General features: G+C 59.8%; 15 protein-coding genes. 9 read left to right on the forward strand and 6 right to left on the reverse strand.

The window, feature by feature from the left end; all coding sequences use genetic code 11:
* The first annotated feature begins 145 nt into the window (after positions 1-145).
* The 5 genes from ACZ9BB_RS19310 to rlmF all read left to right on the forward strand — a co-directional run bounded on the left by ACZ9BB_RS19310 (position 146) and on the right by rlmF (position 6,892).
* Positions 146-1,636: a leucyl aminopeptidase gene (locus ACZ9BB_RS19310; protein ID WP_476215396.1), complete on the forward strand. Its 1,491-nt coding sequence runs from the start codon at positions 146-148 to the stop codon at positions 1,634-1,636.
* A 61-nt stretch (positions 1,637-1,697) separates the two neighbouring features.
* On the forward strand, positions 1,698-2,126 hold the full coding sequence (locus ACZ9BB_RS19315) for a DNA polymerase III subunit chi (RefSeq protein WP_476215398.1): 429 nt from the start codon (positions 1,698-1,700) through the stop codon (positions 2,124-2,126).
* 8 nt (positions 2,127-2,134) lie between these two features.
* Positions 2,135-2,524 carry a DNA polymerase III subunit chi gene (locus ACZ9BB_RS19320; protein WP_476215400.1) on the forward strand — a complete coding sequence of 130 codons (390 nt, stop codon included), beginning with the start codon at positions 2,135-2,137 and terminating at the stop codon, positions 2,522-2,524.
* A 269-nt stretch (positions 2,525-2,793) separates the two neighbouring features.
* Positions 2,794-5,640: a valine--tRNA ligase gene (locus ACZ9BB_RS19325; protein WP_476215402.1), complete on the forward strand. Its 2,847-nt coding sequence runs from the start codon at positions 2,794-2,796 to the stop codon at positions 5,638-5,640.
* Positions 5,641-5,869: 229 nt separating this feature from the next.
* Positions 5,870-6,892 carry a 23S rRNA (adenine(1618)-N(6))-methyltransferase RlmF gene (gene rlmF / locus ACZ9BB_RS19330; protein WP_476215404.1) on the forward strand — a complete coding sequence of 341 codons (1,023 nt, stop codon included), beginning with the start codon at positions 5,870-5,872 and terminating at the stop codon, positions 6,890-6,892.
* 215 nt (positions 6,893-7,107) lie between these two features.
* Here rlmF and ACZ9BB_RS19335 read toward each other — a convergent pair whose 3' ends face one another.
* The gene (locus ACZ9BB_RS19335) at positions 7,108-7,389 is read right to left on the reverse strand and encodes an HU family DNA-binding protein (protein WP_007905514.1); all 282 of its coding nucleotides are present in this window, start codon (positions 7,387-7,389) and stop codon (positions 7,108-7,110) included.
* Between the two features lie 396 nt (positions 7,390-7,785).
* Between ACZ9BB_RS19335 and yejK the strand changes: the two genes are divergently transcribed.
* Positions 7,786-8,790 carry a nucleoid-associated protein YejK gene (gene yejK, locus ACZ9BB_RS19340; protein WP_476215406.1) on the forward strand — a complete coding sequence of 335 codons (1,005 nt, stop codon included), beginning with the start codon at positions 7,786-7,788 and terminating at the stop codon, positions 8,788-8,790.
* Positions 8,790-9,140 (forward strand): glutaredoxin family protein, encoded by a 351-nt coding sequence (locus ACZ9BB_RS19345; protein ID WP_476215408.1) that lies wholly within the window; start codon positions 8,790-8,792, stop codon positions 9,138-9,140. Before yejK ends, ACZ9BB_RS19345 begins: the two co-directional genes overlap by 1 nt.
* 163 nt (positions 9,141-9,303) lie before the next feature.
* Here ACZ9BB_RS19345 and ACZ9BB_RS19350 read toward each other — a convergent pair whose 3' ends face one another.
* The 5 genes from ACZ9BB_RS19350 to ACZ9BB_RS19370 all read right to left on the reverse strand — a co-directional run bounded on the left by ACZ9BB_RS19350 (position 9,304) and on the right by ACZ9BB_RS19370 (position 13,238).
* Entirely contained in the window at positions 9,304-10,239 is a 936-nt protein-coding gene (locus tag ACZ9BB_RS19350; RefSeq protein ID WP_476215410.1) for a glutathione S-transferase family protein, read from the reverse strand.
* Positions 10,240-10,327: 88 nt separating this feature from the next.
* A complete protein-coding gene (locus ACZ9BB_RS19355; RefSeq protein WP_476215412.1) occupies positions 10,328-10,648 on the reverse strand; it encodes a GIY-YIG nuclease family protein in 321 nt (106 codons plus the stop codon).
* Between the two features lie 40 nt (positions 10,649-10,688).
* Entirely contained in the window at positions 10,689-11,159 is a 471-nt protein-coding gene (locus ACZ9BB_RS19360) for a nuclear transport factor 2 family protein (RefSeq protein WP_008004941.1), read from the reverse strand.
* Between the two features lie 113 nt (positions 11,160-11,272).
* Positions 11,273-12,589: a CynX/NimT family MFS transporter gene (locus ACZ9BB_RS19365; protein WP_476215415.1), complete on the reverse strand. Its 1,317-nt coding sequence runs from the start codon at positions 12,587-12,589 to the stop codon at positions 11,273-11,275.
* A complete protein-coding gene (locus tag ACZ9BB_RS19370) occupies positions 12,579-13,238 on the reverse strand; it encodes a FadR/GntR family transcriptional regulator (protein WP_476215417.1) in 660 nt (219 codons plus the stop codon). Before ACZ9BB_RS19370 ends, ACZ9BB_RS19365 begins: the two co-directional genes overlap by 11 nt.
* 165 nt (positions 13,239-13,403) lie before the next feature.
* On the opposite strand from ACZ9BB_RS19370, the gene ACZ9BB_RS19375 reads away from it, so the two are divergent.
* Both ACZ9BB_RS19375 and ACZ9BB_RS19380 read left to right on the forward strand, forming a co-directional pair.
* Positions 13,404-13,715: a type II toxin-antitoxin system MqsR family toxin gene (locus tag ACZ9BB_RS19375; RefSeq protein WP_476215419.1), complete on the forward strand. Its 312-nt coding sequence runs from the start codon at positions 13,404-13,406 to the stop codon at positions 13,713-13,715.
* Complete coding sequence (locus ACZ9BB_RS19380; RefSeq protein ID WP_476215421.1) at positions 13,712-14,194, forward strand: type II TA system antitoxin MqsA family protein; 483 nt, start codon at positions 13,712-13,714, stop codon at positions 14,192-14,194. Before ACZ9BB_RS19375 ends, ACZ9BB_RS19380 begins: the two co-directional genes overlap by 4 nt.
* Positions 14,195-14,244: the final 50 nt, after the last annotated feature.

Consider the following 14,244-nt stretch of genomic DNA (forward strand, 5'->3'; position numbering starts at 1 on the left):
AAGTTCATACAACCGAGGGTTGTCAGGCGCGGGCAGCGAGGTTCAAACTGCGGCCTTTGTCGCTGGCACTGCTACCTGCGTCTTTCTACTTATAAGCAAGCCTCTGCGCGTCGCGCACTTTGACCATTAATTCAGGGACCCAGACATGGAACTGGTTGTAAAAAGCGTTAGCCCGGAAACGTTGAAGACCGCCACACTGGTGGTCGCCGTCGGCGAAGGCCGCAAGCTCGGCAGCGTTGCCAAACAACTCGATGAACTGAGCGGTGGCGCCATCAGCGCGGTACTCAAGCGCGGCGACCTGGCCGGCAAAGTTGGCCAGAGCCTGTTGCTGCACAGCCTGCCGAACCTCAAGGCCGAACGTGTGCTGCTGGTGGGCGTGGGCAAGGACGAAGAATTGGGCGATCGCCCGTTCCGCAAGATCATCGCCGGTATCCTCAACACCCTTAAAGGCCTGGGCGGCAGCGATGCAGTGCTGGCCTTGGACGAAGTCGTGGTCAAGGGCCGTGACAGCTACGGCAAGACCCGTCTGCTGGCCGAAACCCTGGTGGACGGCGAGTACACCTTCGACCAGTTCAAGAGCCAGAAAGCCGACCCGCTCGCCCTGAAGAAAATCACCCTGGTGACCATCAAGGCAGCCCAGGCTGAAGTCGAGCGCGCCGTGGCCCACGCCACCGCGATCGCCAACGGCATGGCTTTCACCCGTAACCTGGGCAACCTGCCGCCAAACATCTGCCACCCGACGTTCCTTGGCGAACAAGCCAAGAGCCTGGGCAAAGAATTCAAGAGTCTGAAAGTCGAAGTCCTCGATGAGAAGAAAATCAAGGACCTGGGCATGGGCTCGTTCTACGCCGTCGGCCAGGGCAGCGCCCAACCGCCGCGCCTGATCGTCATGCAATACAACGGCGGCAAGAAATCCGAGAAGCCGTACGCACTGGTCGGCAAAGGCATCACCTTCGACACCGGCGGCATCAGCCTCAAGCCGGGCGCCGGCATGGATGAAATGAAGTACGACATGGGCGGCGCCGCCAGCGTGTTCGGTACCCTGCGTGCCGTGCTTGAGCTGAAACTGCCGATCAACCTGGTGTGCATCCTGGCCTGCGCCGAGAACATGCCGAGCGGCAACGCTTCGCGCCCGGGCGACATCGTTACCACCATGAGCGGCCAGACCGTGGAAATCCTCAACACCGACGCCGAAGGCCGTCTGGTGCTGTGCGATGCCCTGACCTACTCCGAACGCTTCAAGCCACAAGCCGTGATCGACATCGCCACCCTGACCGGTGCTTGCGTCGTCGCCCTGGGTTCCCACACGTCGGGCCTGTTGGGCAACAACGACGAGCTGATCGGGCAACTGCTGAGCGCCGGCCAATCCGCCGACGACCGCGCCTGGCAACTGCCGCTGTTCGATGAATACCAAGAGCAGCTGGACAGCCCGTTCGCCGACATCGCCAACATCGGCGGCCCGAAAGCCGGCACCATCACCGCCGCCTGCTTCCTGTCGCGCTTCACCAAGAACCTCAACTGGGCGCACCTGGACATCGCCGGCACGGCCTGGACCAGCGGCGGCAAGGACAAGGGCGCCACTGGCCGTCCGGTTCCCCTGCTGACCCAGTACCTGCTGGACCGCGCCAAAGCCTGAAACCGATGACCCCGAGCGGCGCCGCTTTCTGGTGACGCCGCTCAAGGGCTCAGGAACCGCAATGACCAAAGTCGACTTCTATATCCTGCCCAGCGCCGATCCTTCGGCGCGGCTGGATTTCGCCTGCAAGCTCACCGAAAAAGCCTGGCGCATGGGCCACCGCATTTACCTGCATTGCAGCGATGCCGCCCAGCGCGACGACCTCGATGCGCGTTTGTGGGCCTTCAAGGGCGAAAGCTTCGTGCCTCACGGCCCCGCTGAAAGCGAGCCAGAGGGTTTGATTGTGCTGGGGATTGGCGATGATTGTGGCCAGCATCAGGATCTGCTGGTCAATATCGACCTTAAAGTCCCGGCCTTTGCCAAACAGTTCGCCCGCGTGGCAGAAGTGGTGGTGGAAGATCCGACGATTCGTACGGCTGCGCGGGAGAGTTTCCGTTTCTACCGAGAACAGGGCTATCCTCTGCAAGATCACCGTTTACAGCGACTCTGAGCATTCCGATGGACACTCCAAAACCTTCGCAAAAGTCCGCGCATCTGCTGGATGACCTCGAGTCGATCCGCCAACTGCTCGGCGATGACAACCTGCAACCGCCCTTGCTGACCGACACGGTCATCGAAAGCGATCAGGAACAGATTCCCATGCTGTTCGACACCGTCGGCAATGCGCCGCAACCGGTCGAAACAACACCCCCTCCGGCCCCAGCCGCGCAACCGTCGCCTGCCGCCAGCAAGGGCCCCGACGCGCTACTGCACCTGGACAACGAACTGCGCGCCGCCGCGCAGTTGATCATGCAAGATGTGATCGACGACTTCGCCCCGCACATCGAAACTGAAATCAAACGCCGCCTCGACGCGCGGATGGAGCGGTTACTCAGCCAGTACGAATAACCCAGAGCCGAGCGAGCTTGTGTGGCGAGGGAGCTTGCTCCCGCTCGGCTGCGAAGCAGTCGTAAAACCTGAGCATGGGTTGTACCTGACACACCCGACTTGCAGATATTGGGGCCGCTTCGCGCCCCAGCGGGAGCAAGCTCCCTCGCCACAAAAACTCTTCCCCCACATTTGATCTGCGCCCGGTCTGCACTCGCTCGCCCTACGCCCCATGCCCCGCTATACTTGCCGGCTTTTCCTGAATAAATGCCAATAGGGTCCCGCCGCGCATGGATAAGACCTACCAGCCGCACGCCATTGAAACTTCCTGGTACAACACCTGGGAGTCCGAGAACTACTTCGCCCCGCAAGGCGCGGGCGAGTCCTACACCATCATGATCCCGCCGCCGAACGTCACCGGCAGCCTGCACATGGGTCACGGCTTCAACAACGCGATCATGGACGCCCTGATCCGTTTCCGCCGCATGCAGGGTCGCAACACCCTGTGGCAGCCAGGCACCGACCACGCCGGTATCGCCACGCAAATGCTGGTGGAGCGTCAACTCGAAGCCCAAGGCCAGAATCGCCATGATCTTGGCCGCGAAAAATTCCTCGAGAAAGTCTGGGAGTGGAAGGATCAGTCCGGCGGCAACATCAGCCGTCAGATCCGTCGTCTCGGCTCGTCCGTGGACTGGAGCCGTGAGCGCTTCACCATGGACGACGGCCTCTCGGAAGCGGTTAAAGAAGCGTTCGTGCGCCTGCACGAAGACGGCCTGATCTACCGCGGCAAGCGTCTGGTCAACTGGGACACCAAGCTGCACACGGCGATTTCCGATCTCGAAGTGGAGAACCATGACGAGAAAGGTTTCCTGTGGAACCTGAAGTACCCGCTGGCCGACGGCGCCAAAACAGCTGAAGGCAACGACTACCTGATCGTCGCGACCACGCGTCCGGAAACCATGCTCGGCGACGCCGCCGTGGCAGTTAACCCGAACGATGAACGCTACAAAGCCCTGATCGGCAAATTTGTCGAGCTGCCGCTGGTCGGCCGCCGCATCCCGATCATCGCCGACGATTACTGCGACCCTGAATTCGGCACCGGCTGCGTGAAAATCACCCCAGCCCACGACTTCAACGACTACGAAGTCGGCAAGCGCCACAACCTGCCGCTGCTGAACATCTTCGACAAGAATGCTGACGTGCTGCCCGCGGCCCAGGTGTTCAACCTCGACGGCAGCGTCAACGAGCAAATCGACGGCACGCTGCCCGCCGATTTCGTCGGCCTCAACCGCGAGCAGGCCCGCAAGGAAATCGTCGCTGCGTTCGAAGCGGCCGGCCTGCTGATCAGCGTCGACGACCACGCCCTGAAAGTGCCGAAAGGCGACCGCTCCGGCACCATCATCGAGCCATGGCTGACCGACCAGTGGTACGTGTCCACCAAGCCATTGGCCGAGCCGGCCATCGCTGCGGTTGAAGACGGCCGCATTCAGTTCGTGCCAAAACAGTACGAAAACATGTACTTCTCGTGGATGCGCGACATCCAGGACTGGTGCATCAGCCGTCAGCTGTGGTGGGGTCACCGGATCCCGGCCTGGTACGACGAGTCGGGCAAGGTCTACGTCGGTCGCGACGAAGCCGAAGTACGGGCCAAGCACAACTTGGGCCCGGACGTTGCGCTGCAACAGGACAACGACGTTCTGGACACCTGGTTCAGTTCCGGTCTGTGGACCTTCTCCACACTCGGCTGGCCAGAACAGACTGAGTTCCTGAAGAAATTCCACTCCACCGACGTGCTGGTCACCGGTTTCGACATCATTTTCTTCTGGGTTGCCCGGATGATCATGCTCACCATGCACTTGGTGAAGAACGAAGACGGCACGCCGCAGGTTCCGTTCAAGACCGTTTATGTGCATGGTCTGGTGCGTGATGGCCAGGGCCAGAAGATGTCCAAGTCCAAGGGCAACGTCCTGGACCCGCTGGACATCATCGATGGTATCGAGCTGGAAGAACTGGTGCAGAAACGCACCTCCGGCATGATGCAGCCGAAACTGGCGAAGAAGATCGAGAAGCAGACCCGCGACGAGTTCGCCGACGGCATCGCCAGCTACGGCACCGACGCCCTGCGCTTCACGTTCTGCTCGCTGGCATCGACCGGTCGCGACATCAAGTTCGACATGGGCCGCGTCGAAGGCTATCGCAACTTCTGCAACAAGATCTGGAACGCTGCGCGCTACGTGCTGGACAAGGGCGAAGACTGCGGTCAAAACGGCGAAGCCTACGAGCTGTCCCTGGCGGATCGCTGGATCATTTCGCAGTTGCAACGCACTGAAGCCGAAGTCACTCGTCAGCTCGATCAGTTCCGTTTCGACCTGGCTGCACAAGCCTTGTACGAGTTCATCTGGAACCAGTATTGCGACTGGTACCTGGAACTCTCCAAGCCTGTGCTGTGGGACGAAAATGCGCCGGTCGAACGTCAACGCGGCACCCGCCGTACGCTGGTTCGGGTACTGGAAGTCGCCTTGCGCCTGGCTCATCCGTTCATGCCGTTCATCACCGAAGAAATCTGGCAGCGCGTCGCGCCGCTGGCCGGTATCAAAGGCAAGACGATCATGCTGCAACCTTGGCCAGTGGCCGTTGAGGCACGCATCGATCAGGCGGCTGAAGACGACATCGAATGGCTCAAGGGCCTGATGCTCGGCACGCGTAACATTCGTGGCGAGATGAACATCGGCCCGGGCAAGCCACTGCCGCTGTTCCTGAAGAACGTCAGCGCGCAAGATCAGCGTCGTCTCACCGAGAACGAAGTCCTGCTGAAGAAGCTGGCGCGTCTTGAATCGATCACTGTGCTGAAGGCTGGTGAAGAAGCACCGCTGTCCGCCACCGCGCTGGTTGGCGAGATGGAAGTGCTGGTGCCGATGGCCGGCCTGATCGACAAGGACGCCGAACTGGCCCGTCTGGACAAGGAAATCCTGCGTCTGCAGGGCGAAGTTCAGCGGGTGGGCGGCAAGCTGTCCAACGCCGGTTTCGTCGACAAGGCCCCGGCCGAAGTCATCGAGAAGGAACGCGCCAAACTGGCTGAAGCTGAACAGGCTTTGGGCAAGCTGGCCGAGCAGCATGCGCGGATTGCCAGCCTGTAACGGCAAATCGCAATGAAACAGGGAGGCCAGATGGCCTCCCTTTTTCATGCTCGCCCTTTTCGCTTTCTGTAGGAGCGAGGCTTGCCCGCGAAGAACGATTACGCGGTGTACCTGATTGACCGTGTCGCGGCCTTCGCGGGCAAGCCTCGCTCCTACTGGATCCCCCGCGCTGCCATTGTCTGTGGGACAATACCCGCCACTTTTAGCCATACCCGAATCGACCTCGCCCATGACCGCCCCCCGCACACCCAAACCTGCGCGCAAAAAGCCTGAATCCGCGACCCCGGCCAAAGCCGTGGAGCCCCGCGAGAAAGCCAGCCTGCACCCGCGCAACCGCCATCAGGGTCGTTACGACTTCCCGGCGCTGATCAAGAGCACGCCGGAACTGGCGAAGTTCGTGATCATCAACCCGTATGGCAAGGAGAGTATCGACTTCGCCAGCCCGGACGCGGTGCGGGTGTTCAATCGGGCGCTGCTCAAGGCGTTCTACGGCATTGCCCATTGGGACATCCCGGCCGATTACCTGTGCCCACCGGTTCCGGGCCGTGCCGACTATGTGCACTTTTTGGCCGACCTGCTGGCCAGCGTCAACGACGGCGAGATCCCTCGCGGTGCGCCGGTCAAGGTGCTCGATATCGGCATGGGCGCCAACTGCGTCTATCCATTGATCGGCTACAGCGACTACCGCTGGCACTTCCTCGGTTCGGAAATCGATCCGACCGCCGTGGCCGCGGCCAAAGCCATCGTGCAGTCCAACGGGCTGAACAAAGCCATCCAGCTGCGCCAGCAGACCAATCCCAAGCATATTCTGCTGGGCCTGCTCGAACCCGGCGAACGCTTCGACCTGACCATGTGCAACCCGCCATTCCACGCCTCGATGGACGAGGCCACCAAGGGCAGCGAGCGGAAATGGCGCGCACTGGGCCGCGCCGACCCGAAACGCAAACTGCCGGTACTGAACTTTGGCGGCCAATCGGCCGAACTGTGGTGTGAAGGTGGCGAAGCACGTTTTGTGACGCAACTGATTGCCGAGAGCGCGCATTTCCAACACAAAGTGCTTTGGTTCAGCACCCTGGTCTCGAAAGCTTCAAACCTGCCGGCGATCCAGACGGCGCTGAAAAAGGCTGGCGTATTGGAAAGCCAGGTCGTGGAAATGTCTCAGGGGCAGAAGCAAAGCCGCTTTGTCGCCTGGACGTTCCAGACTAAAAGCGAGCAGCAGGTCTGGCGTGAACGCTGGGCGCGCAAAAGCTGATTAACTGACCGACGTAGATCAACTGTGGGAGCGGCGGTGCGACGATTCGACTTGCTCGCGAAGGCGGTGTGTCAGTCGACTTCAATGGTGACTGACACACCGACTTCGCGAGCAAGCCCGCTCCCACATTGGTTTAGCGGTGTTTGTGGTAAATCGCACGCACAAAAAAACCGTGCCCGGATTGCTCCGGAGCACGGTTTTTTTTCTAACAAGTCTTACTTGTTAACAGCGTCGGTCAGGCCTTTGGCCACAACCAGCTTGATAACTTTCTTGGCAGCGATTTCGATGGCAGCGCCAGTCGAAGGGTTGCGGCCGGTACGGGCAGGACGCTCAGTCACTTTCAGCTTGCCGATACCTGGCAGGGTGATTTCGCCGCCGTTTTCCAGCTGATCGGCAACGATTTGGCCCAGTTGGTCCAGAGCGTTACGCGCGGTGGTTTTTGGCGCGTCGATAGCTTCAGCGATGTCGGCGATCAGTTGGTCTTTAGTAAGAGCCATTGTAGTGTTCCTTCCCTATCAAATTCATATGGATTGCAGAGTGCAGTGTCAGCCATCGAGCCCGATCTTCTGGATCTGGCACCCTCGGCATAACCTCGACGAGTCGGGGTTATAGATACCGAAATCAGGGTTTGGTTCGACCTGACAAATGCTGAATGCACGCTTAACGCAGTGACTTCGCGTAAGACCGGGCAAAACTAGCACAGAGACGGGGAAATATCCGCCTCTAGCTACCCATTTGGTCAGCTTTATTGCTCTAAATCGGGAAAAAACTGCATAAGGGCTACCGGGCAGCGCCGAATTGCCCTTCGTACCACGCCAAAACCAGTGGTTGCGGTACACTGGGCGCTTTTTCGGGGGAGCACGCCCTCCTCTCTTCACTCAGCCGAGAAGCCCATGCCGATCCGTCATTGCATCGTCCACCTGATCGACAAAAAACCCGACGGCACACCTGCAGTTCTTTACGCCCGCGACTCTGAATTGGCTGAGTCCGCGGCCATCGAGAACATGCTCGCCGACCTGAACGAAAGCTATAACGCCAAACAGGGCAAAGCCTGGGGGCTGTTCCATCCGGAGTCTGGCGCGTTTCCATTCAGCGGCTGGCTGAAGGAATACCTCGACGGTGGTCGTGATTTCACGGCCTTCAGCCGGGTGGCGGTCGAGCATCTGCAAAAGCTGATGGAAGAATCCAACCTCTCGGTCGGTGGCCATGTGCTGTTCGCGCATTACCAGCAAGGCATGACCGATTACCTGGCCATCGCCCTGCTGCACCACAGCGAAGGCGTGGCGGTGACCGATCAGTTGGACGTGACCCCTTCACGACATCTGGACCTTGGCCAGTTGCACCTGGCGGCGCGCATCAACGTCTCCGAGTGGCAGAACAACAAGCAATCCAAGCAGTACATTTCGTTCATCAAAGGCAAGAACGGCAAAAAGGTCTCGGAGTACTTCCGCGACTTCATCGGCTGCCAGGAAGGCGTCGACGGCCCCGGCGAAACCCGCACCCTGCTCAAGGCCTTCAGTGACTTCGTCGAAAGCGAAGACTTGCCGGAAGAGTCCGCGCGCGAAAAGACCAAGACCCTGGTGGATTACGCCAGCAGCCAGGCAAAAATGGGCGAGCCCATGGGCCTGGAAGAATTGTCCGGACTGATCGACGAAGAGCGCCCGAAAGCCTTCTACGATCACATCCGCAATAAAGACTACGGCCTGTCGCCAGAGATCCCGGCGGACAAACGCACCCTGAACCAGTTCCGCCGCTTCACCGGCCGTGCCGAGGGCTTGTCCATCAGCTTCGAAGCGCACCTGCTGGGCTCGAAGATCGAATACGACGAAGAAGCCGGCACGCTGATCATCAAAGGCTTGCCGACCCAACTGACCGACCAGCTCAAGCGACGCAACTGATGCTCGGCGGCGTGTTGAAGAAGTTCCTGCTGATCCTGCTGGTGGTCGTGGCTTACCAGAACTGGGGCAAGATCGAGCGGGTTCTCCATCCCTCGCAGGTGGTGTCCGAGCAGACCCAGGCCAAGGCCAACGTCGTACTCTACGCTACTGAATGGTGCGGCTACTGCAAGCTGACCCAGCGTTTTCTCGACCAGAAAGGCATTCCGTACAAGGCATTCGATATCGAGAAAGATGCCCAGGCGCGCAAAGCCTACGAGGCGCTGGGGGGGCGCGGGATTCCGTTGATCGATGTGAACGGCACGTTGATTCGCGGGTATGACCCGGACAAGGTTCTTGCGGCGCTGGAATAACCCGTTCGGACTCACCTGTGGCGAGGGAGCTTGCTCCCGCTGGCCTGCGTAGCGGGCCCAAACTCTTCGCAATGAATGCCAATTTTGTGAGCGCTGCGCACTCAAGCGGGAGCAAGCTCCCTCGCCACAGTTTCGAGCCAGTCCAAACATCTGCGATATAAAGTTACAGCGCTTCGATGCGAAACCCGAACCGCGGAAAGTGCACATGCACCACGCCGGCCCGTTCGTCTTCGCGGCGCAGGATCAACTCTTCGCTGCCAGAAAACAGCAACTCTCCCGCTACCGGATCAACACCGTAATCGGTCGCAGCGATCACCACCTGCTGGCCAACCTCGAAGCCGTTCGGCTCATCAAACTGCTCATCCGGTAACGCGGCTGGCGTGGCGTTGCGCGCGACCTCAAGCGCTTCCTCAGAGGTCATCTCGCTGAACGCGCCATGACCGAAGCCCATCACACGAGCCAACCACGCCGAAACGGCTGGCCAGGCATCCACCAACGGTGACGTTACGTGCGTCGCCTTGAGGAACCACAATGAGTGGGCCAGGGCAAAGTCGGCAATCGATGGCTCGCCAAACAGGAAGTCGCCCTGCTCACGCTGAAGCTGTTGCTCCAGTCGCGCCATGATCGTTGGCCATTGATGCCGAGCCTGCTCGGCCGACAACCGTGTGGCGCTACCACCGCTGAACAAGCCGGCGCGATCGGCCAGGAATCCCTTGATCGCTTCCGGCGACAATTTACCGAAGCGCACCGCCACCGAAGCCGGCTGGAACACCAGGCTGACCGCATGCTGGAACACCACCGAATCGGCCCACGCCGCGAAGGTCGCGGTGATCATTTCCTGGCCCTCCGGGAAAAACGCCGGCAAGGCTTTTTCCTGCTCCAGACGACGAGCAATCAGCGCGGTATCGCAATAGACATCAGCGCCAATCTGCAATACCGGCGTCCTGCGGTAGCCGCCAGTCAGGGCCGTCAGATCGGGCTTTGGCATCATCGGCGGGATCATCACAGAGCGCCAGGACAGCCCCTTGAAGCCCAGCAGCAAGCGGGCCTTTTCGGCGAAAGGGGACGTCGGGTAGTGATGAAGGATCAACTCGGACATGCTCGGCTCCGCCGCTCGGATAAGGAACCCGCAGCTTAGCGCGCAATCCACAAGCAGCCTACCCATCTGCCTGATGGGCGCTTATCAGTCAGATTGATGAGCCCACCGCCGCACTTGCCACCAGACATTCCTTGGCACTTTTCTTGAGTTTTTTGATCAGGCGTTCCTGGCGCAGTGCTTCACTTTTGTCGCGGCAGGCTTCGGTGTACACCAGCGCCACGGCCGGGCTGGACAGGAAAAAACGCGCGCCCTTGCCACTTTGGTGGGTAGCGAAGCGGCGAACCGGATCGTCGCTGATCCCGCAGTAGAGCGAACCATTGGCCGCACGAACGAGGTATACGAACCAGGGTTTGCTGGCAGGCAGCGACGGTTCGGGGCTAATGACGGAAGATTCGCTCGAGGTGCTCACGTGACGATCAAGGCTTGAAAGGAAACAAGCCGCGATCTTATCAGCGACTGGCCTGGAATGCCTTCAGGCCCTTCAAGGCCTGAGCACGAACGGCATTGCTTACCACCGGTGTCCAGCCCAACAACAGCCCTTTGAAACCCAGCGCCTGACGCGACCAGCGCCACAGATCAAAACTGTCGTGATGCTCGCAGATCTTGCCGTCGCGAAACACAAAACGCGCTTGAATGTCGTTGACCACAATATTGCCGGTCTGGCTGAACAGGTACGTCGCCACCCAATGGGCACCGCCGGTGCGCTCATCGCTACGCACGTTATCGAAGGTCAGGGAGAAGTCCTTGGCCCGGGTAGTGAGCATGCGCCACATGTCGCCGGCATCGCGACCGCGCAGTTCGCCGAACGCCGGATCACTGAATACCACATCGTCGGTGTAGCAGGCGCTCATGGCTTCGGCATCCAGCCGCTGGAAGGCTTGATAGAACCGGGTGATCAAGGCGTTGTGGGCATCACTCATGGACAGGCTCCCTGGGGTTGCAAAGTGGCTTCGAAAGATTGCCTGCACGATAGTCAACAAATGCGCGGAACACTATCGGCATTCGTGGCCCGAATACCGACAGTGCGCAAGCGTCAAACCTTCTCGCTTTGAACCTGAACGTACAGCGAACGCCCGGCCCCCAGGCCGGCGATGATCGCACCGAGGCCGATGACGCCGAAGATCCAGCCCAGGGCAGTCCAGCCGCCGGTCCAGTCATGCACCACACCGACCGCGAACGGCCCCATGGACGCCAGGGTGTAACCGAAGCCCTGGGCCATGCTCGACAGGTTGGCCGCGACATGGGCGTCCCGCGAACGCAGCACGATCAGGGTCAACGCCAGGCTGAACGTAGCGCCCTGCCCCAATCCCAGCAGGATCGCCCAGCCCCACAGGCCATCGATCGGTGCATAAAGGCAACCGAACAAACCGCCGAGCGTCATTACCATGACGATCACGATCGCCAGTCGCTGATCCTTGCCACGGGTTGCCAGCCAGGGTGCTGCCAGCGAGCTGATCAACTGGACAATCACCGAACCCGACAGCACCAGCCCGGCCTGGGTTGGTGTCAGGCCGCGACCGATCAGAATCGACGGTAGCCAACCGAATACGATGTAGGCCAGAGACGATTGCAGGCCCATGTACAAGGTCACTTGCCAGGCCAGCGGATCGCGCAACAAACCTCGGACACGATAGGCAACGTGGTGCGCGCCGTGTTTCTGACCGACTTGCGGCAACCAGAACATCGCCGCGACCAAGGCCGGAACCATCCAGAAACCGAGGCCCAGGGCCCAGCGGTTGTCGAAATGTTCGCTCAACGGCACGGTCGCGCCAGCCGCCATGGCCGCGCCCAGGCACAGGGCCATGGTGTAGACGCCGGTCATGGTGCCGGCCTGTTTCGGGAAATCGCGCTTAACAATGCCAGGCAGCAGCACGCCGATCACCCCGATACTGGCGCCGGCCATCACGCTACCGGCGAACAGGCCGACCTCGCCGAACGAACTGCGCAACATGATCCCGCCAGCCAGCATCAGAAGAATCCCCAACACCACCCGTTCGGCACCAAAACGTCGCGCCAGCACTGGCGCCAACGGCGCGAACAGACCGAGGCAAAGTACCGGCAAGGTTGTCAGCAAACCGGCCTGGGCAGCCGATAGCCCCAGTGTTTTCGAGACCTCGCTGAGCATCGGCGCCATGCTCGACAGCGCCGGACGCAGGTTCAGCGCCACCAGAATCAGGCCGAGCAACAGCAGCCATGGCCGCTGAAGGACCGGGTGAGTTTGCTGAACTTGTTCGTCATCGGCCTCGGCGTCGATCAACAGCTCTTCGAGCTCCGCCGTACGCTTGAGCTCAGTGATGCGGCTGTTACTGGCCTGCTGGGTGGACATCGGGCTCTCGGTTTCAAGGTTCATTGATCAACTGCCTCATCAGGGCTTTAGCCCGTTCCGGGTCGCGTTGTTCGACGGCCTCGAGCAGTTCGACATGCAGGTCGAACACCGCTTGGCGTCGGGGAGTGATGTTCAGGGTCTGACGCAAATGCGCACCGACGATGCTGGAGAAATAGCGATATAGCTCGCTGAGGGTCGGGTTGTGCGCCGCATCCACCAGTCGACGGTGAAACACCAGGTCGCAAGCGATGTAGGTATCGAGATCGCCGTGGTAGTGGCTGCCGCTGACGCCCAGCGCTTCGTGCAATGCCACCAGGTCTTCATCAGTGCGGCGTAATGCAGCCAGACCGATGGCTTCGACTTCCAGAATGTGCCGGGTTTCCCTGGCCTGCTCCTGCGAACAACGGGACAACGCTTTCATCGTGTCCAAAGGATCGACCACCGCCCGCAGATAGCTGCCGTCGCCCTGGCGGATCTCGATCAATCCGGAAAACGCCAACACGCGCATGGCTTCACGCACGGTATTGCGGCTGATGCCCAGCTCAGTCGCCAGTTCCGGTTCGGTGGGCAAGCGCTGGCCGACCGTCCAGACACCTTGATTGATGCGCAGGCGTAACTGGTCCAAGGCCTGGTCGACCAAGGATCGTTTAACTAATGGAGAAATATCTGACATAGGATTCGCCCTTTCATCCAATCATAGGATGAATTTTCTGACATGTTAGTCAGCTTCATGTAGGACGGCAACCGCCTACGATCAGAGAGAAGGAATGGAGCGGGATTTTCGATTAGTCAAAATTACCCTTTAAGGGTAATTTCTAGGGCAGGTTCAAGGTTTCTTATGGAGAAGAACACACCCCATTACAACCTGGTGGCGATCAAGGAGGATGTCAGGCGGCTCGGGAAAAACGCGTTTACCAAGACGGCACGGAAAAACGGCAGAGACCTGGGCTTTAGCATCAGGGAAATGCAAGAAGTCGTTTTCGAATTGCACAGCAAGATGTTGTACAAATCAATGACTACCTATGACGATCATCGGATTTGGCAAGACGTGTACCACATCACTTCGCACGATCTGGAGATTTACATCAAGGTCACTTACTGCTCAGGCAGTGAACCTCCGGTGATCTCCTTCAAGGAGAAAAAACCATGATTACAAAACAATGCTTCAGCTGCGGCGCGCGTGAGGGAATGAGGCACTTCGAAGGTCGCGGCGAAACCATGAGCGTCAAGGGAATGGAGCGCCGGGTCGACAATTTATCCGGATGGGAGTGCCAGGCATGCGCAGAAGTCATACTCGACCCCGGTTGCTCGGAGCGCTATTCAGATGCGTGCGACGAGCTGGTCATCGCCGGCAGACAAATGATCGGCAACGAGATGAAGCGCATCCGCCGCAAACTGCATCTGTCGCAAAAAGAAGCCGTACTTCTGCTGTCCGGCGGCGGACACAACGCATTCTCCCGCTACGAGCGTGGTGAAGTACTTCCACCGAAAGCGTTGATGCTGCTGATGCGCTTGCTGGATCGCTATCCGCACTTGCTCGCCGATGCGAAAGCCTTGGGTGAAGGAGCGGACTTGAGGGGTTTCAAGGATACAGTGCACAAGGAACATGAAACGCTCACTGTGTCCTGAGCACCAGAAGTACAAAAAACCAACCCGGCGCGAGGCCGGGTTGGTTTTTA

The sequence above is a fragment of the Pseudomonas sp. TE3552 genome, from assembly GCF_056278945.1.